The sequence below is a fragment of the Mycolicibacterium sp. XJ870 genome (assembly GCF_053483975.1).
Genome location: NZ_JBEFTI010000002.1, coordinates 602,452 through 626,084 on the forward strand (window position 1 = coordinate 602,452; position 23,633 = coordinate 626,084).

At 64.8% G+C, this 23,633-nt stretch carries 19 protein-coding genes; 12 read left to right on the forward strand and 7 right to left on the reverse strand.

All coding sequences use genetic code 11. The annotated features are described in order from the left end of the window. Window positions 1–36: 36 nt before the first annotated feature. The 8 genes from ABQF30_RS14405 (at window position 37) to ABQF30_RS14440 (ending at window position 10,015) form a co-directional block, all read left to right on the forward strand. Window positions 37–339, forward strand: coding sequence for a WXG100 family type VII secretion target (locus ABQF30_RS14405; protein ID WP_448464736.1), 303 nt, complete (start codon window positions 37–39; stop codon window positions 337–339). A 31-nt stretch (window positions 340–370) separates the two neighbouring features. Continuing rightward, window positions 371–658, forward strand: a complete 288-nt coding sequence (locus ABQF30_RS14410; RefSeq protein WP_448464738.1) for a WXG100 family type VII secretion target — start codon at window positions 371–373, stop codon at window positions 656–658. Between the two features lie 120 nt (window positions 659–778). Further along, complete coding sequence (locus tag ABQF30_RS14415) at window positions 779–2,203, forward strand: MinD/ParA family ATP-binding protein (RefSeq protein WP_448464740.1); 1,425 nt, start codon at window positions 779–781, stop codon at window positions 2,201–2,203. Next, a complete protein-coding gene (eccD, locus tag ABQF30_RS14420) occupies window positions 2,200–3,732 on the forward strand; it encodes a type VII secretion integral membrane protein EccD (RefSeq protein WP_448464742.1) in 1,533 nt (510 codons plus the stop codon). The genes ABQF30_RS14415 and eccD overlap by 4 nt, the downstream gene beginning before the upstream one ends. A 168-nt stretch (window positions 3,733–3,900) precedes the next feature. Further along, entirely contained in the window at window positions 3,901–4,734 is an 834-nt protein-coding gene (locus tag ABQF30_RS14425; RefSeq protein ID WP_448464744.1) for a hypothetical protein, read from the forward strand. 29 nt (window positions 4,735–4,763) lie between these two features. Beyond that, the gene (locus ABQF30_RS14430) at window positions 4,764–5,975 is read left to right on the forward strand and encodes an ESX-1 system-associated protein (RefSeq protein ID WP_448464746.1); all 1,212 of its coding nucleotides are present in this window, start codon (window positions 4,764–4,766) and stop codon (window positions 5,973–5,975) included. A 1,664-nt stretch (window positions 5,976–7,639) separates the two neighbouring features. Beyond that, entirely contained in the window at window positions 7,640–8,380 is a 741-nt protein-coding gene (locus ABQF30_RS14435; RefSeq protein ID WP_448464748.1) for an EspK C-terminal domain-containing protein, read from the forward strand. A gap of 75 nt (window positions 8,381–8,455) precedes the next feature. Next, window positions 8,456–10,015, forward strand: coding sequence for a PPE domain-containing protein (locus ABQF30_RS14440; protein WP_448464750.1), 1,560 nt, complete (start codon window positions 8,456–8,458; stop codon window positions 10,013–10,015). Window positions 10,016–10,050: 35 nt separating this feature from the next. On the opposite strand, the gene ABQF30_RS14445 is transcribed toward ABQF30_RS14440, so the two are convergent. From ABQF30_RS14445 to mycP, 3 genes are read right to left on the reverse strand one after another with little or no spacing between them, the layout of a single operon-like run. Next, entirely contained in the window at window positions 10,051–10,380 is a 330-nt protein-coding gene (locus ABQF30_RS14445; RefSeq protein ID WP_448464752.1) for a YbaB/EbfC family nucleoid-associated protein, read from the reverse strand. Between the two features lie 11 nt (window positions 10,381–10,391). Then, window positions 10,392–11,789 carry a type VII secretion protein EccE gene (eccE, locus tag ABQF30_RS14450; protein ID WP_448464754.1) on the reverse strand — a complete coding sequence of 466 codons (1,398 nt, stop codon included), beginning with the start codon at window positions 11,787–11,789 and terminating at the stop codon, window positions 10,392–10,394. Further along, window positions 11,786–13,135, reverse strand: coding sequence for a type VII secretion-associated serine protease mycosin (mycP, locus tag ABQF30_RS14455; protein ID WP_448464756.1), 1,350 nt, complete (start codon window positions 13,133–13,135; stop codon window positions 11,786–11,788). Before mycP ends, eccE begins: the two co-directional genes overlap by 4 nt. 362 nt (window positions 13,136–13,497) lie before the next feature. On the opposite strand from mycP, the gene ABQF30_RS14460 reads away from it, so the two are divergent. The 3 genes from ABQF30_RS14460 to ABQF30_RS14470 all read left to right on the forward strand — a co-directional run bounded on the left by ABQF30_RS14460 (window position 13,498) and on the right by ABQF30_RS14470 (window position 17,734). Then, window positions 13,498–14,307, forward strand: coding sequence for an ESX-1 secretion-associated protein (locus ABQF30_RS14460; protein ID WP_448464758.1), 810 nt, complete (start codon window positions 13,498–13,500; stop codon window positions 14,305–14,307). 201 nt (window positions 14,308–14,508) lie between these two features. Continuing rightward, window positions 14,509–16,815: a TPR repeat domain-containing protein gene (locus tag ABQF30_RS14465; protein WP_448464761.1), complete on the forward strand. Its 2,307-nt coding sequence runs from the start codon at window positions 14,509–14,511 to the stop codon at window positions 16,813–16,815. Then, window positions 16,754–17,734: a hypothetical protein gene (locus ABQF30_RS14470; RefSeq protein WP_448464763.1), complete on the forward strand. Its 981-nt coding sequence runs from the start codon at window positions 16,754–16,756 to the stop codon at window positions 17,732–17,734. The genes ABQF30_RS14465 and ABQF30_RS14470 overlap by 62 nt, the downstream gene beginning before the upstream one ends. A gap of 54 nt (window positions 17,735–17,788) precedes the next feature. Here ABQF30_RS14470 and ABQF30_RS14475 read toward each other — a convergent pair whose 3' ends face one another. From ABQF30_RS14475 to ABQF30_RS14490, 4 genes are read right to left on the reverse strand one after another with little or no spacing between them, the layout of a single operon-like run. Further along, window positions 17,789–18,046, reverse strand: coding sequence for an HPr family phosphocarrier protein (locus ABQF30_RS14475; RefSeq protein WP_448464765.1), 258 nt, complete (start codon window positions 18,044–18,046; stop codon window positions 17,789–17,791). Window positions 18,047–18,055: 9 nt separating this feature from the next. Beyond that, window positions 18,056–20,083, reverse strand: coding sequence for a PTS fructose transporter subunit IIABC (locus ABQF30_RS14480; RefSeq protein WP_448464767.1), 2,028 nt, complete (start codon window positions 20,081–20,083; stop codon window positions 18,056–18,058). Continuing rightward, window positions 20,080–21,063: a 1-phosphofructokinase family hexose kinase gene (locus ABQF30_RS14485; protein ID WP_448464769.1), complete on the reverse strand. Its 984-nt coding sequence runs from the start codon at window positions 21,061–21,063 to the stop codon at window positions 20,080–20,082. Before ABQF30_RS14485 ends, ABQF30_RS14480 begins: the two co-directional genes overlap by 4 nt. After that, window positions 21,060–21,827, reverse strand: a complete 768-nt coding sequence (locus ABQF30_RS14490; protein ID WP_448464771.1) for a DeoR/GlpR family DNA-binding transcription regulator — start codon at window positions 21,825–21,827, stop codon at window positions 21,060–21,062. The genes ABQF30_RS14485 and ABQF30_RS14490 overlap by 4 nt, the downstream gene beginning before the upstream one ends. Window positions 21,828–21,929: 102 nt before the next feature. Between ABQF30_RS14490 and ptsP the strand changes: the two genes are divergently transcribed. Continuing rightward, the gene (ptsP, locus tag ABQF30_RS14495) at window positions 21,930–23,612 is read left to right on the forward strand and encodes a phosphoenolpyruvate--protein phosphotransferase (RefSeq protein ID WP_448464773.1); all 1,683 of its coding nucleotides are present in this window, start codon (window positions 21,930–21,932) and stop codon (window positions 23,610–23,612) included. Window positions 23,613–23,633: the final 21 nt, after the last annotated feature.

A 23,633-nucleotide genomic window follows, 5' to 3' on the forward strand; every position in this document is an offset into this window, starting at 1 on the left:
ACTTGGTGAGGACAAGGGAAATAAGGGGAATCCAACATGGCAGCAATGAATACAGATGCCGCCGTCCTCGCCAAGGAGGCGGCAAACTTCGAGCGCATCTCTGGCGAGCTGAAGGGCGTCATGGCACAGGTCGAGTCGACCGCAGGCGCTCTGGCCGGCCAGATGGTGGGACAGGCCGGCACCGCGGCTCAGGCAGCGCTGGTGCGGTTCAACGAGGCAGCGGCCAAGCAGGTTCAGCAGCTCGACGAGATCTCGACCAACATCCACACCTCGGGCACGCAGTACACCTCCACCGACGACGACATGGCCGGCAACCTGACGTCGTCCATGGGCATCTGACCACCAGACCACTGAGAAACGGAGATAAGACATGACAGAACAGGTATGGAATTTCGCGGGTATTGAAGGCGGATCGGCCGAGATCCAGGGCTCCGTCGCCACCACCGCCGGCCTGCTCGACGAGGGCAAGGCATCGCTCACCTCTCTCGCCGCGGCGTGGGGCGGTACCGGTTCGGAGGCATACCAGGGTGTTCAGACCCGTTGGGACAGCACCGCTCTCGAGCTCAACACGGCGCTGCAGAACCTCGCCCAGACCATCAGCGAGGCCGGCCAGACCATGGCCCAGACCGAAGCCGGCGTCACGGGGATGTTTGCCTAGTACAACGGCTGTGCGGCGGTGGGCGGGAATTCGGTCGATCACTCGATGGCCGAACCCGCCCACCCTGTGCGCTCTGATGTAAAGATCTAACCAACTGCTTTGACTATTTGAGGGGTCCCCATGTCGGCCGACTATGACCGGCTCTTTCATTCGTCGGAACCGGGAAAACCGGTCGACGACGCCACGATCACCGTGGACAGAGATGCCATTCTGAAGGCCACGGCTGCGTCGACGCCGCCGGTTCCGGTTGGGGAAACCAGTTCCACCGACCTGCCGGCGGCCCCGAAGCCACCGGCGTCGACCCAGACGCAGGCCGCGCCGTCGCGCCATGCGGAAACCGCACCGCAGGTGCCGCCGCCGATGCCGCCGCCGCCCGCCACCGCGCCGCAGTGGCCACAGAACTCCATGCTGCGTGCTCCGCAGCAGCAGTACGGAACGGGTGCGCGCCACGAGCAGCCCCGCACATTGCCCGGCCCCGTCGCGCGGCCGGCGCCGGGACCGGCACCGTCACAGTTCACCGACATGGATCCCGAGATCAGCGGGGCGTGGCGCGCCGGCCAGGCGATTCCGGCGCCCAGCCAGCCCGGCCCGACCTCGGCTGCATCAATGGGCAATCACCGCGCCATCGACGCGCTGTCGCACGTCGGTGTGAAGACAGCGGTGAAGATGCCGTCGCAGCGCGGCTGGCGGCATTGGCTGTACCTGACGACCCGGATCAACCTGGGCCTGTCACCAGACGAGGTTTACGAGCTGGATCTGCACAACCGGATCCGCCGTAACGCACGGGATTCCTACCAGATCGGCGTCTTCGGCCTGAAGGGCGGCGTCGGCAAGACCGCCGTGACCGTGGCGCTCGGATCGGCGATGGCCAAGATCCGCGGCGACCGGATTCTGGCGATCGACGCCGATCCCGACGGCGGCAACCTCGCCGACCGCGCGGGACGGCAGTCTGCGGCGACTGTCAACGATCTGCTCGCCGATCAGGAGTTGGCGCGCTACAACGATATTCGCGCATACACGAGCATGAACTCGTCCAACCTCGAGGTGCTGTCCTCCGAGGATTACAGCGGCGCGCAGCGCGAGTTCAACGATGACGACTGGAAGCGCGCGACAGGAGTCGTGTCGCGCTACTACAACCTCGTGCTCGCCGACTGCGGTGCCGGCCTGTTCCAGAAGGCATCGCGCGGCGTGCTGTCGACGGTGTCGGGCATGGTGATCGTCGCCAGCGCCTCCATCGACGGTGCACGGCAGGCCGCGGTCACCATGGACTGGATGCGCCAGAACGGATATCAGGATCTGCTCGGCCGGTCCTGTGTCGTCATAAACCACGTGACGCCGGGTAAGCCGAACGTCGACGTCGACGACCTTGTGCAGCAGTTCGAGCGCCACGTGCCGCCCGGCCGGGTGATCGTGTTGCCGTGGGACAAGCACATCGCAGCCGGTACCGAGATTCAGCTCGAGCTTCTCAGCGACACATACCAGCGGCGCATCACCGAGTTGGCGGCTGCCCTTTCTGACGATTTCGACAGGCTTGAACGCCGTTGACATCCACCGCTGCTGCAACAGACACACCGAGCGTTACGCCGGGCCGGCCATCCACCACCCGAGTTACCGTTCTCACCGGTAAACGGTTGACGGACTTGGTGTTGCCGTCGGCAGCGCCGATCGAGACATACATCGACGAAACCGTCAGCGTCCTGGGCGAGCTGCTCGAGGACACCCCGAAGGACATCCTCGCCGGGTTCGACTTCTCCGAGCAGGGCATGTGGGCGTTCGCTCGTCCCGGCGCACCGCCGTTGAAGCCCGACGAATCGCTGGATGACGCCGGGGTCGTCGACGGCTCGCTGCTGACGTTGGTGTCGGTCAGCCGCACTGAGCGGTACCGGCCGTTGGTCGAGGACGTGATCGACGCGATTGCGGTTCTTGACGAGTCACCGGTGTTCGATCGTCGAGCGTTGAATCTCTTTGTCGGCCTGGCCCTTCCGCTGGTGGCCATCGTCGTCACCGTCATGTCTCTGGTGGTGTGGACGCAGACCGGGCACGGCTGGTGGTGGCCGGTGGCGCTGGCGGTCTTCGGCGTGGGGCTGCTGGCCGGCAGCATGCTGGCCAAGAGCCGCTACGACAACGTCGGCATGTCGGAGAGCCTGCTGATCGCGGCGGCGCCTGTGTTGGCCGGAGCCGCAGCGTTGGCAGTTCCGTTGCCGCGGGGCGTCGACGGCCTCGGTGCACCGCAGATCGCCGGCGCTGCCGCGGTGGTTCTGTTGTTGACGCTGGCCACCCGTGGCGGGCCGCGACAGCGCGCCGAGGTGGCGTCGTTCGTGGCGGTGCTTGCAATCGCCATCACCATTGCCGCTGTCGGGTACGGATACGGATGGCAAACTTGGGTGCCCGCAGGCGCGATCGCTTTCGGCCTGATTGTGGTCACCAACGCCGCCAAACTGACTGTCGCCGTAGCCCGTATCGCCCTGCCGCCGATCCCGGCACCCGGCGAGACGGTGTCCAACGACGAGCTTCTCGATCCTGTCATCACGCCCGATCAGGTCGACAACGCGTCACCGACCTGGCAGGCGATCATCGCGTCCGTGCCGGAATCGGCTGCCCGGCTACACGAGCGCAGCCAACTGACCCGCCAGCTGCTGATCGGCTTCCTGTCGGCCGGCGCGCTGATCCTGTCAGTCGGCGCGATCGCCGTTGTGGTGCAAGGGCATTTCTTCGTGCACAGCATGATTGTCGCCGCACTGGTGGCCATCATCTGCGGGTTCCGTTCCCGGTTGTACGCCGAAAGATGGTGCTCCTGGGCACTACTGGCCGCCGCGATCACCGTGCCGACCGGGGTGATGGTCCGGCTGTCCTTGTGGTGGCCGGACAGTGCGTGGCTGGTGCTGGCGATCTATACGGCGCTGTGCCTGGTCGCGTTGATTATCGTGGGCGCCACCGACGAGGCGGGTCGGATGTCCCCGGTGACCAAACGGATCCTGGAACTCTTCGACGGCGCGACCATTGCCGCAGTGATCCCATTGCTGCTGTGGATCGCCGGCGTTTACGACCTCCTGCGGAACTTGCGGTTGGGCTGAGCCGGAGCGGTTGGAGGTGGCCAAAGACGTGCGGTCGGGGCGCTTTCAGCTCCGGTAGCATTTGCTGAACGAGTGGTGAGGGGACTGCCGATGAGCACCGGGGCCGAGGTCCGCATCAGCCGAGCGGACTGAATATCTGGTTGGCCTGCGCGGGGATTGGGGATTGCGATGGATGAGTTGAGGGTGAACCCACCCGAACTCAGGTCAAAAAGCGCGGGCATGGAAGATGCAGCCAACAGCCTGCCGGAGCCACCTCAGCAGTTCACGTCCGCGGGTTCCGATCCACTGTCCCAAGCACTCACCAAGCTGACGCAGGAGAAAGAAGCCGCGTTCATCGCCGCTCTGCCTGCGACGAAGTCAGATGCTCAGAAGACCGCCAGCGACATGGGCGTTGCTGCAGACAGGTACGAGAAGACCGACCAGGAAATCCACGACGCCATCATGAAGCGGATCGCCGATTTCGACGCGATCTTCGGGCCGCCCGATACCGCCGGGGGCGGCGTTCCAGCGAGTGGCGGTCAATTTGGACAGATGGTGCACGGTCAGATGCCGGGAGGTCAGGGCCCCGCACAACCGGCGGGACTCGGAGGACAGGGTCCGGTCGAAGCGGCTCAACAGGGCGCGCAATCGGCCGGCCAGATCGCCCAGCAGTTGGGTCAAATGCCGATGCAAATGATGCAAGTCCCGATGCAGATGATGCAGCAGGCCGGCCAGATGCCCCAGGGTGTCATGCAGGGCGTTAAGGGCGGCATCGAACAAATCACGAAGCTGGCCGGCGACGCGGGTCAGGATAGGCAACCAGGTGAGGATGCCACACCGGAATATGAAGCCCCAGCGCCGAGCGGCGCCGGGGACACCGGTTCCAATGCTCAGAATGCACCCGTAGGAACGCCGAGCGCAGGCGGTGCTCCGGAGAGTTCCGAGATGAGAGCGGCTCCCGAATCCGCACCTGTACAACCGAACCCGAATCAGGTTCCGTCCGATCCGTCAATTGCTTTGTGACCGTGTGTCTTTGATGTGAAGGTGTGCCAATGACGTTGCCTCCCCCGCCGGATTCGTATGGTTCCCAGCCGCCGAATGGTGGCGGGACGCCGCCGTGGGGTGGCCAGCCTCCACAGGGACCTGGTGGACAACCGCAATATCCCGGTGCGCCACAAGGTCAGCCGTACGGTCAGCCCTATCAGGGCCAGCCAGGCGGGCCACAACAGTGGGGTCCACAGCAGCCGTGGGCCGGTGGCCCGCCGTCTCCGCCGCCGAACAAGGGCGGCAAGGGCAAGTGGATTCTTGTTGGCTTGGCCTTGGTGGCGGTGATCGCCGTCAGCGTCGTTGCGACTGTCCTTGTGTTGCGGGCGGATTCAGGCGGTAACGGAAACGGACCTACAACGGCTAACGGTGATTCCGAGTTCGCGAGTGCGGGCGACACTGGCCCCGCGAACATCATCACCGAAGATCCGACATGTGAAGCGTGGGGGCGGATTGCACGCGATTACGTGGCCGAGGCGGAATCGGTTAAATGGGACGACCGTGACCCGCAAATACCAGCAACACAATGGACACCAGAACAACGCGCAATGTACGAAACTGTCGGCAAGGCATTAACTCAAGCTGTAAGCCTGGCGACAAACTTGGTGAATCAAACGCCACATAGGGTTATGCGGCAACTCTACGCGCAATTCGTCGCATACTCGAGGATGTTCATAGAGACGATCCCTTCTTACGATGCCAACTCTGATGCATTTTCGAGCGTAAGCCTTTCAGCGATGTCCGCTCTATCGAACATTTGTGGAGGTATTGATTACAAGTCGATACAGTCCCTTGCTCCTCTTATTTCGGAACCGGACGCTCCGTCGCAATTGTCGGCAGCTAATGGGGATAATCAGCAATTCTTGACCGCAGAGAATCCCGTATGTATGGATTGGATATCGGCGGCTGATACTTACCGTCAAGATACACAGTCATGGGAAGCTATACCTGCAAAACTTTCCGCCACGGAATGGACGCCGGAGCAAAGATCGGTGTATGACGCTACCGCACGTGTGATGACGGATTATGCGAACCGCATGGAGCAGTTGGGTCGTCAAAGTGGAAATGCGATCTTGGAGGACGTCGCGGTCCTCGCAGCCCAGTACATGCGCGCCTATGTTATCGCGATACCGAAATATACATCCGCGGACAATTATGTTTCGCAAGCCGCAATCTATCTCGCAAATACGGTGTATTGGGCATGTAAGGCGGTGTCATGAGTGCTGTGGCAGCTAGCCAAGCCTCCGGAGGATCCGGTGCTGCAGCGGCAGCTGTGACGGGGGCGGTTCTCGGTGCCGCTGGAGGTCGCGATCTCGCCCGATCGGGCAGTCGCGAGAAGCCAGGCGGGCAATACGCAGATGAAATGACTGGACCAGGTGCATGGCCTGAAACTGACGAATCTGAATTCGACAGACGTAAGGAAGTGTTGTCTGACCTTATGTCTAGGGTTTCCCAAGCGAGGCAAGCGTGGGATAACTTGCGGGCGCTCGTATTCAATGGATCATATGTATGGGCCGGTCAGGGTGCAGGCGCTGCAGCTACTGCAGCCGAGCAGCGCAGCGACGCCATGGCCGAGTGTGAAAAGCAACTACAAGATGCAATACAATGGTGTCAGAACGCATCACGCAGTATCGGCACAGCCAAGGACCTCATTATTGACAATGTCAGTAAAGAACTCGGCAACATCGCTGAATTGCTGCGGGAAGCTGATAAACAGAGCGCCGACGCAACCCAAGCAGTACAGGGAATAGTAAATCGAGCATCGGACACAAACAAAAAGACTCTACAGTTACTGTCGAACCTTTTCGCGGGTGGTGCCTTCGGCGAGCTTCCACTGTCAGGCGATGGGGATGACTTGAATCAAGCCGATGAAGACGAAACCAAAGTAGATACCCTTTTGTCCGAGCCTAGGAAGGCGAACGCGGGTGTGAAGCCGGCATTGTGGGGCGGGTCAGTGGAAGGTGTACCCGTGCCTGCAGCTCCCGCACCGGGGGTTCCATCGCCCGAAGCGCCAGCGCCAGGCGTTCCGGCGCCCGCGGCGCCTCCACCCGGAGTGGGAAGGGAACCCACAAAGGGGAACGTAGGCAAGTCGCCGGAGGCGACGGGGGCAGCGGCCCCAGCTGCAGGGTCGCCCGCGACGCCAGCGGAGAAACCCAAGGGCAGTATCGGTCCATCGCCAACGTTGGCTGGCGGATCAACACCATCGTCGTCGCCACTCCCACAAGGGCAGCCACCCGCGCCAAGCGGCAAACCTCCGGTGGGCCCACCCGTTTCTGGTCCTAGCGCCCCAGACGCACCTTCAGTCGGAGTCCCCAGCCTCGGGGGCGGTGGGTCCGCGCCCGCTGCACCTAGCGCACCCGCCAGTCCCCTTAGCGGTGGCGGAACTTCAGCGTCAGGTGGTTTCGAATCGGCGGCGAACGCGTCGCAGGCAGCATCGGCCGCTCAGGCTGGTGCGCAACCCCCGCCGAACCCGATGCAGCAGTTCGCGCAGTCGTTCGCGAATGCGGCTGGGCCACAGATGCAACCCGCGTCGTCGGGGATGGCGCCGCCACCGCTTGAACCTCTGGATTCGACTGCCCCGACCAACACAGCTCCAGCTCCGACAGCCCAGAGCGGCGCTCAAGCTCCCGTTTCCTCGCCACCGCCGACAACTGGCGGTGGTCCAAGTGGCATGGGCATGGGAAGTGGCGGGATGCCGCCACCGATGCCGTTGGGTCCGCCTCCCACGGCTCCGCCCGCAGCGTCGGTGGCTCCTGCGGGCGTACCTGCTCCGCCTCCTCCCGCGCCAACCACAGCGGGAGCGGGTGCAGTTGGTGCTGCTCCGGTTCCCGTCTCGGCCGCGCGGGCACAACGTGATGCGGCAGCCGGTACGTCTCGTCGCGCTGTGGGTTCGGATCTGGTCGACTTGGCGCGGCGCATCGGTGCCGCGTTGAACGTCGATGTGAAGCAGCCGCGGCTCTTCTGGCTCACCGGATTGACCAACGAAGGGTCGATTCTGGTGGCCAACAACTATGGGATCGGGTTCATCCCTGACGGCGTGAAACTCCCGGAACGCGTGAAGTTCGTTAGTGCAGACGAGTCCATCCCCGCGGTGGAACGCGGCAAATGGGCCACGTATCCGATCGCGGCATTGCACGGGTGGGCGCAAGCCCATGACACAACGCTGCGTGCCGTGATCGCCACGGAGGAGCAGCTCAAGGGATTTGATTCCGGGGTCGCACAAGTGATTCTGCAGCCTGATGACCTCCCCGCGAATGGCCAGATGCAGGGGCGCTCGCGGCTGGAAGTCATCGCTCCAGATTCGATGGCCCGATTGTCGAAAGTTGGCGACGGCGGACTGGCTGAGCTGCTGCCGCCCGCACCCGCGGATCCGGAAGCCCCCGAGGATCGTCGGGCGAAGTTGCTCCGAGAGGTGTTTCAGCCGCTGTTGAGCAAGGATCCAGGGCGGGTCCTGGTGCATATGAACGCGATGATCGCATACGTAAACCATCTGCAGGAGTTGGCATTACACCGTGCCCACACCGCTGCCGGACCCGACGCGCAACGCGTCGCGATCGCCGACGCGATCTATTGGCAGCACCTGAGCGTGCTCAATACAGAAGCAATAACTAATGAACAGGCGTAACCGCGCTACGCATGTCGGCCGACAGAAGGTCACACCGACAGGCTTTGCGATGAGATTCGGAGTGTAGGGGGAACGATGGGCGACAGGATCAAGGTTGCCGCCGACGAGTTGAACAACCGGGCGCAATGGATTGAGGACCAGGCGGGCGACTGGCCGACCGAAGCTCCGGAAGCTACTGCGCCCGATGGTCTGAAGTCGACGAAAACGGCTATCGAGAACCTCAACGCGTACGGGAAGTCGCTGCAGGAGTACACCGACGTCTCGAAAGAGGAAAGCCTCCGTCTGGCAAGGTCTTTGCGCAAGGTCGCCCAGGCATACTCGGATGTCGACGAGAACTACCAGGATGCCATCGAGCGGGGCGTCCAGGCGGACAACATCGCAGCTCCTCAACCAGAGCCCGAATTGCCGTTGCCGCCGTCACCACCGTCACCGGGGTTGGTGAGCGCCGATGGGTATCTCTCCGTTGAGGAAACCGAGAAACTGCTCAACGACCCAGGTAGCAACGCCTCGTTGGACGAAGCATTTGCGGCCGCCGTACGTGCGACGTTTGGTATCAAGGCCGGCGCACCGGATCCCAACTTCGGAAGTTGGGAAGGAGATGCTGCTGACGCGGCATTCGCCAAATTCAACAAGTTCCGGGACTGGATTGATGACCTCTCCGATGCGTGGGAGAGCTATGGCGGTGCGGTCCTGGCGATCAGGAACGCGCACAACAGGGCCGCGGCCGATCACAAGCCGATAGCCGAGGCCTATAAAGATCTACAAATGACGATGGACGACGCCCTTGAAGGGACCTCCGCGAACCAAGCGGACATCGACGCGCTCCTCAAACGTATGGAGGAGGAGCAAGAGAAATCCCGGATGGTCCGTGAGACCTATGCCGGCAGCGCTGATCCCGACATGGCCAAGGTACCCACACCGCCCTTCGGCGCGGCCGCTGGAACTGGCCCGACCAGTAACGATGGTCAGCCCGCAGGTGGCGGAGGCGGCACCGGTGGCGGCGGAGGCGGTGCGCCCGGCGGCCAGCCACCGGGAGGTATGCCGACGGGCCAACCGGCGATGTCCCCGGCGAGCGCGAATGCCGGTGCGGGCAAGCCCGAATCGGCAGGCGGCGGATCTCCCTCGGGTGGCGGATCTCCCTCTGGCGGCGGCCAGGGGCAGGGCAGCGGCGGGTCGCCGTCCGGTGCCGGTGCGCCGTCGGGTGCTGGCTTGCCAAGCGGAAGCCCCACGGGCATACCCGGATTGGATGAACCCAGTCTCAAGCCGGCGGGCGCCGGCGGTGGTGGATCCGGGGGTGGGTCCGGCGGTGGCGGTGGTGGCATGCCTTCCGCGCCTCTCGGGCCTGCGGTTGGTGCTGAAACTGTCGCGCCGCCCGGTGGCGCTGCCGCCCGGGGCGGCGCCGGAATGCCGGCAGGCGCTGGAGCGGGGGGCGCCGGAATGGGCGGTATGGGCGCCGGAATGGGCGGAATGGGACAAGGTGCTGGCCAAGGCGGCCAGGGCAAGGAGAAGCGCCGCGATCCCAACCTGGCACCCGATGAGGACCTCTATACCGAGGACAGGGCGTACACCGAGGCCGTCATTGGTTTGCAGGAGCGCAGAAAACGAGAAATGCAGGCGCGCAAGGACTCTAGTTAGACGCGGTTCCGCCCCGCTGAACGGCCAGAGTTGTGCTAGCCGTCCTCGGCAGTAATGTCGGCGACGATCGAGTCGAGCCATTCCCGGTCCGCCTCGATCGACGCAGTCGCTGCTGCCGTCGCCTTCTGTAGCGCTTCGTTGAGCCGCTGTTCGACGGTTGCCGCACCCAGTCGCAGCAGTCCGTCTTCGATGAACACTGAGGTCAGATGGTGGTGGCCATTGAGTGTCACCTCGACAGTGTCGGTTTCGTCGGTGCCAGTGAAGGCTTCGGTGTTCATCTTGTGGAGCTGATCGTCCATGAGCGATTGCAGCCGTTGCGCCTGCCGTAACACCGCAGCGACCTGTGGATGTACGTTGTCGGTCACTTCAGTCCCCCCTACTGCTCCAGCGCCATCTGGTAGCGGCTTTCCTCACGCGGGTTGATCAGACTGATCGGCAGTTGCCGGTGTCGTGGCGTGTCAATGAAGTTGGGCCGCAGGATCACTCGGCCGACACCTTGGTGGGGTCCGAGATACGTCGTCGAAGTAGGCCATGCCACCCGGGGTGTCCGACCCACCCGCCCGTTGATCATCGTGGCGAACTCCCGGAACTGCGGGCCGAGGGTGACGACAGCACCCGACGCCGCCGACCGGATCACGAACTGCGTGAACAGTCGTGCGTCACCGAGATTGATGCTGACGTCGACATTGTCGAAGGGCATGTAAACCGGGTAGCGATCAGACGTCTCGCCAACCAGCACCCCGGCCGAGCCGATCGGCAGGTCGTAGTGTTTGTCGGTCACCGGGGTCAGTCCCTGAAGTGCGGCACGCTGACCACCGAACAGGCAGGAAAAACCGCGTGGTGTCGTGGGATTCGCCAACGTGGTCAGCAGCACCGTGGAGGCTGGCGCGGCGCCGGGCCGTAACCGAACCCGGGTGGTGGTGTGATCGGCGCGCGCCGACCACCACACGTCCGGGCCGCCGGGTGCGTTGTAGGCGGCGGTGAAGGTGCTGCGGCCCTTGATGACCGACCAGGTCTCTCTCTCGAAGCTGATCTCGGTGGCCTTGTCGAAATCGTCGAAGCTGCGTGAACAGCGTGCGTCGATTCCGTTGCTGGCCAGCTGATCCGCGATGCGCGTCGTCGACGCCACCAGGTAACGGGCCAGGCCGGACACACCGGCATCGCGGCGATGCGCCGACCGCTGCGTCTTCTCCGGATCGGCACGCAGCACGATCCAGGTGCGCCGGTTCGACGGCGCCGGGTACGGCCCGACGACCTGTTCGTAGAGTGCTACCAGGCTGGCCGGAGCGGTCTTGCCGACCCGGTAACCGGCCGACACCACGTCGGCCTCCAGGTCGGGGCAGTGTGCCGCCAACAGTTCCTCGACGAGCTTGGTGCTGACCATGTCATCGGTCACTGCGTTGCCGTTCACGATCACCGTCGGTGTGAAAGGCCTTGGTACCAGCTCGATCACGGCGATCAAGTAGTCACCCTGCCAACGGACCGCGACGTGATCGCCGGGCATGACGGTTGCGCCGACAGCTGGCTCGGATGCCGCATCCGGAGTGCTGCGGTGGCGTCGCCGCCAGGAGAAGATCGCTTTGATCCAACCGGTGATCCGGTACCCGCGGATGGTGAGCACCGAGAAGATCGCGATCAGGACCGCCAAGGTGATCCCCAACCACAACAGGTTGAAGTGCAGGCAAACGGCAATGCAGGCGGGGATCAGCGCGGCCGCCCAGATGCCGTGTCCGGTGGTGAAGCGAAAACCGAAATGCCGCCGCAGGAAGTTCATCGGCGTCGCCTCAACGCGCGGCGGGCCATCGCTGCGATCCCGAGGATCAGTGCCAGCGACACCCCGGCCACCACCACGGCGGTGATCGGGCCGCGGTCCGGCGGCGGGATGTACACCGGCGGTGGAACTTCCTTCACCCGGAACGGCGCCTTGTCCGGACCGTCGGGGATCTTCCAAGTCAGCGCGGCGACCGGGTCGACGACCCCGGCACCGACGTAATTGTCGACCCCGCCGCCGGGATGGCGGGCCGTCGCGGTGATCCGGTTGATGATCTGAGCCGGCGTCAGGTCCGGGAAGCGCTGCTTGAGCAGCGCGGCCAGGCCGGACACGTAAGCAGCCGAGAACGACGTGCCGTTGAGCGGCACCGGGCCGTCCTCACCGGGCGTCGCGTTGATCGGGGCACCGTCGTAACCCAGCGCAACGAGGTTCTCGCCGGGCGCGGCGGCGCCGACCCACGGGCCGGACATGGAGAAGTTGCTCGGCTGACCGTTCTGGCTGATGCTGCCGACGGTGAGCACCAGCGGGTCGTACCAGGCTGGGCTGACGATCGTCTGTACCTGCTTCCACCCGCGCGGATCTGACGGTGTGGACGGATCCGGCGGCGGATTCTGCGAGCAGTCCTGGCCGGTGTTGCCGGCAGCGACGACGATGACCGCGCCCTTGACGTTGACGGCGTAGTTGATCGCCGCACCCAGGCTGGACTCGTCGATTCGGCGAGTCACCTTGTAGCAGGCGGCCTCGCTGATATTGATCACCTGCGCGCCCAGGTTGGCGGCATGTACCACCGCGCGGGCCAGGCTGCGGATCGAACCCGCCGTCTGGGTGGTGTTGGGGTCATTCGGGTCTTGTCGCGCGCCCTTGGGCTGGAACGCGACCGACGTCTGGCGCAGCGAAAGTAGCCGCGCGTCGGGAGCCACGCCGATGAAGCCGTCGGTTGGTGCGGGGCGGCCCGCGATGATCGACGCGGTCATCGTCCCGTGGGCATCACAGTCAGACATACCGTTGCCCGCCGCGTCGACGAAATCGCCGCCCGGTTCGGCGGGCACCCTGGGCGATCCGTTGACGCCGGTGTCGATCACCGCGACAGTTACGCCGGCGCCGGTAGCGAACTTCTGCGCCTCGGCGAGCCGCAGGTAGTCGTTGGCCCACGGCTTGTCGGCGAAATTCGAGTTCGGCATAACCGTCGGCGCCGCGCAGATCTTGCGCTGCTCGGTCGGCTGATCCGGGCCGGTTTCGTCAGGTGGAACCGCGGCCGCGTCGATAAACGGCGGGTCGACAGCCCACGCCGGAGGCGCACTGAACAAAGCCAGCAAAAATGCCAGCAGCATTACGGCTACGCGCTGCACGCCTCACACTCCCCCAACGAGATTCGATCCGCCTGAGTGTGCTGATGCATATCCAGCAAATAACACTCTGTCTGTCCAGCAATGCATCTTTTCACGTCAAGCCGACCGGCTATTTGCACGGAGGCAATCATAAGGGGCTGCTGGTCGGGACGATGACGCTTCTTGCCGTAGACGGTCCTGCCGGGAAGTTAACGCCGCCCCGCGGTATACGAGGTGATCGCGCCACTGGTCTGATTCCGGGATCGAATACCGTCGCACGTCGAACGGCGGCGGCGTTGTGAGCAGGAAAGTTCTGTCGTGAACGCCCTGATCCCCGGCTTAGAATTGCCGGCGAGATAGACGTCCGTTGCGAAGGGTCGGCGATGACAGAGTTGAGAACATTCACAGGCGCGGTGACGGCCATGGGTGGGCAGTTCGACAATGTTGCTGCGGACGTCAGCAGCTTGATCGACGGGGCGCCCGCACTGTCCGGAGTCCTCAACAGCCACGGCACTATCGGCTTCCCGGCGGATTTCGCTGGGGTCACTGATGCGCGGAGCGCGGCGGTGGGTGCTGCCAAGGCCACCTCGGAGAAGATGGCTGAAACTCTTCGGCAGGCCGCCAAAGCGTATGAGCGCGGCGATATGGAGGCTGCCGAAAAGCTGAAGGCTCAGGCGGAACGGATGGACGGCCCCGGGGCGCCGGGCTCACCAAACGCCGGAGGTGCCGGTGCACCAAGCGGTGGTCAAGACGGTGGAATGCAGGCTGGGGGCCAGATGATGGGCCAGTTCTCTCAGATGGCCACGCAGATGATGCAGGGATTGACGCAACCGGCCCAAGGCATCGTGCAGGGACTGTCTCAGATGCCTCAGCAGGCGTTCCAGGGTGTGCAGGGCATTGTCCAGGCGGCCACACAGGGCGCCGCAGGTGGCGGTGGCGCCGCAGCCGATGCGGCGAAGGCCAGCGCTGGTGCAGCTGGTCCGGGCGGACCGCCAGAAGGGGCTGGTCCCTCCGAAGGTGCGGGAGCGCCTGGCGGGGGCGAGAAGGCGCCAGCACAAGCGGGAATCATGAGTGAGGAACGGATGAGGGAGTTGCAGGGGATGCCACCCTTGTCCGACGACGAGAAGGCCCAACGGGAAACGAGGCCGGATACCTCGCCACCGATTGATCCCAGAACAGCCCGAAACCTGTAATACCGAACGGGTTTCAATTAGTCGCGCTCAGACCGGGCGCACGCGGCACGCATCACCGCCGTGTTCTGACGCGGACTGGTCAGCCATGGCAATGCTAGCCACCCACGTCGTGCGGCCTGTCATCCGTTGGAATTGCTGTCCTTCCGGAGCCGGAACTGCTGAGATACTCGGTTGTCGCTGTTGATGTCTGGGGAGGGTTCCATGGGTGCGCTGGATGCGTTCTACTCGACGTGGTCGAACGCTCGCGAAACATTCGGTCAGGGCAACCCGCAGGATGGGGCGGAATTCGACGGCAGCTCAAAATTCCAGCAGGCGCGGTCGGCGGTGGAGGCTGCTGCCCCAGGCTCGAATTGGCTGGGGCCGGCGGCGGAGGCATACGGGGCCAAGAACAAGGAGCATGCCGCCGTGTTCGGCAAGCTGGCCGACCTCGACAAGAGGATGGCTACTGAAGTCACCAACGCCGCGAATGTGGTCACCGCCGGCCGGCAGAACCTTGACGAGGTCAAGAGCTGGGTGACCAGCATGGCGAATTCGCTTCCCAACACCAGCGCAGCGGACCGGGACAGCAAGCTGATGCAGATCGCCAACTCCGGCATCAGCAAGGTGAGCGACATCGTCCAGAAGTCGACGGACGACATGAACACCATCGGCAGACGTGTCCAAACCATCAAAGGCGAGTTCCAGGCATTGGGGAATCAGCTTGGCAGCCCGAAGGAAAACCCTGCCGATCCCAACAAGCTGCCAGGCGACGAGAGCAAGGCCGGCGAGGGTGAACTAAAGCCAGAAGACATGCAGGGACTCGTCCAGGACGCGCTCAAAGGAAATCAAGAAGCCGCGGCCAAGGTCGATCAACTCCTCAACGGTATCGACGAAGAACAGCTAGGGCCGAACAGCGAAGGCCACCCGCTTGATCCGGTGCAAGCTGAACTTATCGGCCAATTGCAGGCGCAGATGAAACCCATGTCGTTGGCGGACTTGAACGCAGCACGAGAAAGACTTGGTCCTCACAAGAACATCCTGCCCAATGCGATGCATGTCATGAGCGATCCCGATGTGACGTACCCCAGACACGACGGCGATGGGCCGCAGGTTGTGACCCCCGGCAAAATACCCAACGATGGTGTGCTCCCAGGAGATACGGGCGCACTGCCCGACGGTGTTCAGGCCGTCTTGAACGAGCGCGGAGACTTTTTGGGCCCAACGGCCCCCGTCGTCGGCTACCCCGGGAGCCAGGCCGACCTAGAAGCCGCGGAGCGGCACGCTGCTGCGGGGAACCTCAAGAATCTGGCGGATATCGTCGGTGAGGGGGACTCAAAGTTCCAGCAGGGCTCCCAATTGGATCGCGAGATGATGTCGAACGCCAAGGAGTGGTTGGCTGCACAAGAGGCTCCTGGCGGGGGACAGGAGCACTGGGGCGACGAAGTTGTGGAGCGGGTGTTCGACACGGCTGGCCGCGATACAGTCGTCAACCACGATATGTTCACGAACGATAAGGACTTCGTCGAAGACGTTTTGACGCACGACTGGCAAGATGGCGCGCAGTCGGCACGTACTTTGACGGACTGGATTGCTGAAGACGCCTATTCCACTGACCCTGTCGTCAATGAGCGGGCAGGTGAGACGGCAAGCGCCCTGGCGGATTATATTGGCGATCCAGCGAATAAGCAGACGCTTATGGACATAGACACCGGTGCTCAGCAAAACGTGGCGTTCGGCAAGTTGAACCCAGAACTGGCTGAAAGCCTTGCTCGGGCCATGAGCCCATATGTCGACGAAATGGCGGGACGGGACATCGACGGCACTTCGGGATGGACCCCAAAGGACAGCTCCGCTGACCTGTCGTATCCGCATGCCGCAAACGTAATGGGAGTCCTCGGGACTGGCGATGTTGCAGCGGAAATCCTGGATGGCCGCTCGGCTTCGGTCCAAGGGGCATACATAAACCAATATGCCAACTCTGTGATTGAGACTGACGGACATTCCGTCGATTCAGACGCCATGGCGGCAGCTGGTCGATTAAAGGGCATCACGGATGAGGGCGCGTTCATGGCGATATCAGACACTGAGTCCGATGCGGTGAAGGCGAGGCAAGCAGCCTGGGACAGGCAGGCTGTCCACTATGATGCGGCGAAGGACCTGCTAGGCATCGTGCCGCACGTCAGTCCTCTCCTATCAATGGAGGCGACATTGATGAAGGACGCGATTCTCGGGCCGCGTCCGGAAACCGCCGAACCGGGACACACGCCCATCGAAAGTTCGCATCAGATGCGGTCCGCACTTGCCTCTGTGTTCCTCGGACATAACATCGGCGACCCAGGTGACGCCGCATTACTAAGGTCGTTCGATAAGAACGGCGATGGACAACTCGAGATCCCCAACGAGGACCCCTACAACCCCGCGTGGCCCCGCTACCAGAACGCTCTAGAAAACTATTACAGTCGGCTGAGTGACAACATCAGCGATCCGCTGGACGCGTATGACGAGGCGTATCGCGATGCCCTCAAATAGAGTCCGCGGGGTAATTTCCACCGCACTGGTGATTGCGTTGGCTTTCGTCTCCGCTTGCGACAGTCAGCCCGACGGACTAACACCACCGGGGACTCCGTCAACCCAATCTGCACTGCCGCCTCCCCTCTTCCCCAATTGGCCTCCCGAAGCCAACGAGTTCCGGTTCCACTGGTCGGGTGCACCCGGAATCGACCTCGAGAACGGGCCTGCGATCGCGCTACGCGCGTATGTCGAGTCGTATCGGCTGGCCGCGTTCGCCGGCGGCGACCCGTCGGTTGTTTACCCAGGTTTTCTCAGAGCAACTCCGCAGAACACCGGTATGTCAAGAGAGACGGGCAGTCTCATCCAACTTCAATACGTACGGCCCAAGACGCGGGCCGAGTACGAAGCAAACGGATGGACCTACGTCGAGCGTCAGGTGTACGGATATCAGCCGACTCACATTCTCAGTATCTTGCCTCAGGGCGACGGCTACCGTGCGACGGTTTGTGTTGGTGCCTACTCGGTCTATCGCACAGCTGACGACGATCCGCACAAGTTTTTCTCGACCGCAGCTGAGGCCGACACCGCGCAACTGAGGTACGGCGACTGGCAGATGGTCCAGATTTGGCGTATAGAGCTGACCGATAAAGACCCACGGATTGGTGATGCGCCAGCAGCGCCCGGAGATCCGCAGCGCGGCCCGCGACCCGCACCGGCCGCCGATGTTTTCGGACCGTGGTTCATCACCGGAAACAGTGAGGGCCTTTGGGGGCCGCTAGGCGACGCCGAGCAAATTGATACACCTGAGATACGCACTCAGTGTGAGGCCGCCATGCCGGACGACGCTGCGGCCCGCAGGGCGATGGCCACCGGTTTTCACGCCAGCCCTCCGCCTCACGGGGAGCCGATTCCGGGCTGGCCAGCTAAGAGCGAGTGATACACAATCTCGCACCTTCCCTGCTGAGGACGAGATCGCCCGGGCACCAACGACTTACGCGTCCAAATCCTGTTCCACTAAACCCGCGACAGTAGCCAATGCATCGGCATCGTCGGAGGACACAGTCACCTGCGCGCCATTCTCGGCGCCCAGCGTCATGATCATCAGGGCTGAACCTGCGTCGACCGGTTCGCCGCCGTCCATCGATAGCGTGACCGGCACTCCGGCGTTGACGACAGCTTCGGCGATGATGGCGGCTGGGCGGGCGTGCAGGCCGATGGCGGAGCCTACGGTGACGGTCTTGCTGGGCATGTCTTCTCCTTAGGTGGTGGCCAGCGCCGGAGCCTCCGGCGCGGTGACGGTTGGTTTAGCGAATTGTTTGGCCGTGACAACGGCCAGGGCGCTGACGACGGTGCCGGCAGCAAGTGCGACAAGGAACCACAGCAGGTTGCCGATCGCGAAGAACACGAAGATGCCGCCGTGCGGGGCTTTCGCTGTGACGTCGAACGCCATGATCATCGCGCCGGTCACGGCGCCGCCGGCCATCATCGACGGAATCACCCGCAGCGGGTCGGCCGCAGCGAACGGGATTGCGCCCTCAGTGATGAACGACGCGCCCAGTAGCCAAGCGGCCCGGCCATTTTCGCGTTCCGGCTCGGTGAACAGCCCGGGCCGCACTGTCGATGCGAGTGCCATCGCGAGCGGTGGAACCATCCCGGCTGCCATCACAGCGGCCATGATGCGCAGCGTCGCGGGGTCGGCGACGTTCAGGCCCGCGGTCGCAAATGCGTAGGCCGCCTTGTTGACCGGGCCACCGAGGTCGAAGCACATCATCAGGCCGAGGATGACGCCCAGGATGACGACCGAGGTTCCGGTCATGCCGCTCAGCCAGTCGGTCAGGCTGGTGGTCAGCCAGGCCAGCGGACGCCCCAGCAGCAGGAACATCAGCAGGCCGACGACCAGCGACGCGAACAGCGGGATGATCACGACGGGCATCAATCCGCGGAACCACTGGGGGACGTTGATCCGGCTGATCCACAGCGCGGCGAACCCGGCGATCAAACCGCCGACGATGCCGCCGATGAACCCGCCGCCGACGAACACCGCCACAGCGCCCGCGGTGAAACCCGGTGCGATGCCGGGCCTATCGGCGATGGCGAAGGAGATGTAGCCGGCCAGCGCCGGCACCAGGAACATGAATGCCAGCCCGCCGAGCGTGTACAACACCGCGCCGATGTACTGCATCAGGCCGCCCGACGGCAGGTCGGCCAGGGTGTTGGTGACGGCGATGTGATTGCCGAGCGAGTTCATGCCGTAGGAAAGCGGATCCGCGCCGTCGGGCGAATTGGCGATGTCATAACCCGCGAAGAGGAAGCCCAGCGCAATCAGCAGACCGCCGGCGGCGACGAACGGGATCATGTAGCTGACGCCGGTGAGCAGGATCTGCCGGGTGCGGGTGCCCCAGCCGACGTCGCCGGCCGCCGCCGGGGCGGCGGCTGCGTCGGCAGAGCCTGCGACCCGCGGGGCGTTGGGATCACTTGCGGCGCTGACGGCTTCGGCGACCATCTTGTCGGGTTCGTTGATGGCGCGCTTCACCCCGGAGGCGATGACGGGCTTGCCGGCGAAGCGCTGCCGATCCTTGACCCCCACATCGGTGGCGAAGATGACAGCGTCGGCCGCCGCGATGGTTGACGCCGACACCGGTGTGCTGCCGGAGGATCCCTGGGTCTCCACGGTGAAATCGACCCCGGCCTGCTCGGCGGCCTGCTTGAGCGCGTCGGCGGCCATGTAGGTGTGGGCAATTCCGGTGGGGCAGGCGGTGATCGCGACGATCGAGACCGCCTTGGCCGGTTCGGGAGCCGGAGCCGCAGGAGCGGCAACCGGAGCGGAAGAAGCCGGATTGACGACGCCGTCCACGAGCGTCACCACCTCATCGGAACTCGATGCGTCGCGCAGGGATTGGACGAAGTCCTTGCGCACGAGGGCGCGCGCCAGGCTGGACAGCAACTTCATGTGCTCGGACCCACCGGACTGCGGGGCAGCGATCAGGAAGGCGAGGTCGGCCGGCCCGTCGGGGGCGCCGAAGTCGACCTTGGGGGCCAGCCGGGCGAAGCCGATCGTCGGGGTGTCCACGTAGGGGGAGCGGCAGTGCGGAATTGCGATGCCGCCGGGCAGTCCGGTGGCGGACTGCGCCTCGCGGGCCATCGCCGCACCCACCAGGCCGTCGGTGTCAGTGGTCCTGCCTGCTCCGGCGAGCGCGCCGACCAAGCGCGTGATGACGGCCTCTTTGTCGGCGCCTGCGTCGACGTCGAGCAGCACGAGATCGGGGGTGATGATCGGTTGAGTCATTGCAGCACTTCCGGGTTGGTGGTGACGAGCGGACTGACGCGCACGGCGTCGAGATCGAGTTGTGCGGGGGCAGGTAACGCCGACCCGGGCAGCGCCGCGGCCGCGCTGCCATATGCGACGGCCATCCGCAGCCGCCGCGGAGGTTCGGCTCCACCGACGGCAGCACGCAGGTAGCCGGCCAGGGAGGCGTCTCCCGCGCCCACGGTGCTGCGCGGCACGATCGGCGGTGGGGTGGCCAACCAGGCGCCGGTGTCGTTCACCAGGACCGCACCCGCAGCGCCCAGCGTCGCCAGCACCGCGCCGACGCCGCGTGCCACGAGTTGTCCCGCTGCGGCCACCACTGGTGACAGATCGCCTTGGGCGGCTGCGGTTTCCAGATCGACGGACGATGCTCCGAGCAAACTCGCCAGTTCCTCGCCGTTGGGCTTGATCAGGTCGGGCGCAGCCACACCGAATGCCGCGGCCAGTGCTGTCAACGGAGCGTCGGAAGTGTCGACGGCAACCCGGCAGGACAGCGGCGCCAACAGCGCGACCACATGCGCATACCAGTAGGGCGGCACACCGGGCGGCAAGGATCCCGACAGCACCACCCACGACGCCCCCTGCGCCTTGTCCAGCACACACCGGGTGAGCGCGTCGAGCGCAGCGGCATCGATGTGCGCACCAGGCTCGTTGATTTTGGTTGTGGTGCCGTCAGATTCAGTGATCGCGAGGTTGGTTCGGACGGGCTCGGTGATGGGAACTCCGGTGAACGGCACACCTGCGGCGCGTAGTGCGGACAGCAGTGGGTCGTCGTCGGCGGCGGGCAGCACGGCCTCGGCGTCCACACCGGCCAGCGTCAGCGCGCGCGCAACGTTGATGCCCTTGCCGCCCGGTTCGACGGTGACGGAATCGATGCGTTGCACGGCGCCCCGGACCAACGGACTCGAGACTGTCACGGTGCGGTCCAGGCTGGGATTGGGGGTGACGGTGACGATCATGCGATCACCACCTCGACGCCCTGCTCGCTGAGTTGCCGGCGTTCGATGGCGTCGATCTCGGAGTCGGTGATCAGGGTGTCAACGCTGTCGATCGGCGCGAAGCTGACAAAGTCCTCCTGTCCGACCTTCGACGAATCAGCCACCACCACAACATAATTTGCAGCGGTCACCATCGCCCGCTTGACGGCCGCCTCCTCGGTGTCGGGGGTCGACAAGCCGTGGCGGACGCTGATGGCGTTGGTGCCGATGAACGCGATGTCCACCCGCAGGCTGTGCAGCACGCGCAACGTCTGCTCGCCGACGGCCGCCTGCGTGAGCCCGCGGACCCGGCCACCCAGCAATTGCAGGGTTACCGTCGGCATCGCTGCCAGGCGACCGGCGATCGGCACGGAGTTGGTCACCACGGTCAGATCCCGGTCGGTCGGCAGTTGGGCGGCGACCCGCGCGGTGGTGGTCCCTGCATCGAGCAGCACGCTGGCGCCGCTCAGGGGGAAAAAGTCGACAGCCGCGGCGGCGATGGCGTCCTTCTGTTCGGCTCGGGTGGTGTCCCGCTCGCCGACGCCGGCTTCCACCAGATGGAGCGTGCGCACAGGCACGGCGCCGCCGTGCACCCGGCGAAGTACCCCGGCTTTGTCGAGGACCGCGAGATCGCGGCGGACGGTCTCGGTGGTCACGTCGTAGGTCTGCGCCAGTTCCGCAACGGAAGCGCGGCCCCGGCTCATCACCAACGTGGCGATGGCCTGCTGGCGCTCTTCGGCGTACATGACCCTCCGTTTGTGTGGGGCGAAGCTCCTGTGAATGTTGATATGTGTTGTTTTACGCTTGGCTGTGTTGACTTGTCAATGGTTTCTAGTAATCTGTCTCACATGAGCACCACATCTCCGGTTACATCACCCACTGCTCTGCGCGGGGTTCCGGTGGTCCCGGGCGTGCAGTACGCACCGGTGATCCGGCCGGGCCGCCTTCCCGAAGTCGCGCCGCCGGCCGGAGAGATCGACGAGGCCGACCGGGTGGCCGAAGCCGGGCGCTTCAAAGCCGCGGTAACCGAGGTCGCCACCCGCTTGCGGGACCGCGCCGCACATGCCACCGGCGCCGCATCGGAGGTCTTGGCCGCCACAGCCACCCTCGCCCAGGACCGCGCCTGGCTGGGCGCCGCCGAGAAGCGCATTGCCGCGGGCACCCCGGCCGTGCGGGCAGTGGCCGAAGCCGTCGATCAATTCGTCGAGCTGTTCACGCAACTCGGCGGTCTGATGGCCGAACGCGTCACCGATCTGCGCGATATCCGCGACCGCGTCATCGCCGAACTGTCCGGGCTGCCCGAGCCCGGCGTCCCGCTGCCGGACGTGCCGTCGATCCTGTGCGCCGAGGATCTCGCTCCCGCAGACACCGCAGGCCTGGACCCGCAACTTGTGGTCGGCCTGGCTACCACGCTGGGCGGGCCGACCAGCCACACCGCGATCATTGCGCGCCAACTCGGCATCCCGTGCGTGGTCGCGGTCTCCGGGCTCGACGGCATTGGCGCGGGAACCATGGTGTTGCTCGACGGAACCAGCGGGACCGTCACTGCCGACCCCGATCCGTCCGAGGCAGCCGCCGCGCTGGCCGCAGCGCAGCGCGCGGCCGCGGCGGCCCGGCAGTGGGCCGGGCCGGGCGCCACATCCGACGGGCACGCCGTCGCGATCCTGGCCAACGTCCAAGATGGCGCCGCTGCCCGCGCAGCGCGCGAAACCCCTGCTGAAGGCGTCGGCCTGTTCCGCACCGAACTGTGCTTCCTCAACCGGGACAAGGAACCGACTGTCGACGAACAGGCGCAGATCTACGGTGAGGTGCTCGACGCCTACGCCGGGCACAAGGTCGTGATCCGCACGCTCGATGCCGGCTCGGACAAGCCGCTGAAATTCGTAGGTCACCCTGACGAAGCGAATCCGGCGTTGGGTGTACGTGGCATCCGCATCGCCGAGGGCAATCCCGGCCTGCTGGACCGCCAACTCGAAGCGATCGCTGGGGCGGCGAAAAAGACAGGCAACCAGCCATGGGTGATGGCGCCGATGATCGCCACCGCCGCTGAAGCGAAGAACTTCGCGGACCGGGCGCGCGCCTATGGGCTCACCCCGGGAGTGATGATCGAAGTGCCTGCCGCGGCGCTGCTGGCCGGCAAGATCCTCGACCACGTCGACTTCTTGTCGATCGGCACCAACGACCTCGCGCAGTACACGATGGCCGCCGACCGGATGTCGGCCGACCTGGCCACCCTCACCGATCCGTGGCAGCCGGCGGTGCTGGCGTTGGTCGCGATGGCAGTGCGCGCCGGCGCCGCAGCGGGCAAGCCGGTCGGGGTGTGTGGTGAGGCCGCCGCCGATCCGCTGCTGGCCTGTGTGTTGGTGGGGCTGGGCGTGACGTCGTTGTCGGCGGCCGCCGCGGCGCTCCCCGGTGTGGGGGCCAAGCTCGCGCGGGTGAGTTTGCAGCAGTGTCGCGACGCCGCCGACGCCGTGCTGACCACGGCAACTGCCGCCGACGCCCGCGCCGCTGCCCTGGCCGTGCTGCCCTGAGGAATAATCGGACCGCAGTCC

Coding starts and splice junctions, on each gene's coding strand:
- ABQF30_RS14405 (WP_448464736.1), top strand. CDS start 37: ATGGCAGCAATGAATACAGATGCCGCCGTCCTCGCCAAGGAGGCGGCA.
- ABQF30_RS14410 (WP_448464738.1), top strand. CDS start 371: ATGACAGAACAGGTATGGAATTTCGCGGGTATTGAAGGCGGATCGGCC.
- ABQF30_RS14415 (WP_448464740.1), top strand. CDS start 779: ATGTCGGCCGACTATGACCGGCTCTTTCATTCGTCGGAACCGGGAAAA.
- ABQF30_RS14425 (WP_448464744.1), top strand. CDS start 3,901: ATGGATGAGTTGAGGGTGAACCCACCCGAACTCAGGTCAAAAAGCGCG.
- ABQF30_RS14430 (WP_448464746.1), top strand. CDS start 4,764: ATGACGTTGCCTCCCCCGCCGGATTCGTATGGTTCCCAGCCGCCGAAT.
- ABQF30_RS14440 (WP_448464750.1), top strand. CDS start 8,456: ATGGGCGACAGGATCAAGGTTGCCGCCGACGAGTTGAACAACCGGGCG.
- eccE (WP_448464754.1), bottom strand. CDS start 11,789: ATGAACTTCCTGCGGCGGCATTTCGGTTTTCGCTTCACCACCGGACAC.
- ABQF30_RS14460 (WP_448464758.1), top strand. CDS start 13,498: ATGACAGAGTTGAGAACATTCACAGGCGCGGTGACGGCCATGGGTGGG.
- ABQF30_RS14465 (WP_448464761.1), top strand. CDS start 14,509: ATGGGTGCGCTGGATGCGTTCTACTCGACGTGGTCGAACGCTCGCGAA.
- ABQF30_RS14475 (WP_448464765.1), bottom strand. CDS start 18,046: ATGCCCAGCAAGACCGTCACCGTAGGCTCCGCCATCGGCCTGCACGCC.
- ABQF30_RS14480 (WP_448464767.1), bottom strand. CDS start 20,083: ATGACTCAACCGATCATCACCCCCGATCTCGTGCTGCTCGACGTCGAC.
- ABQF30_RS14485 (WP_448464769.1), bottom strand. CDS start 21,063: ATGATCGTCACCGTCACCCCCAATCCCAGCCTGGACCGCACCGTGACA.
- ABQF30_RS14490 (WP_448464771.1), bottom strand. CDS start 21,827: ATGTACGCCGAAGAGCGCCAGCAGGCCATCGCCACGTTGGTGATGAGC.
- ptsP (WP_448464773.1), top strand. CDS start 21,930: ATGAGCACCACATCTCCGGTTACATCACCCACTGCTCTGCGCGGGGTT.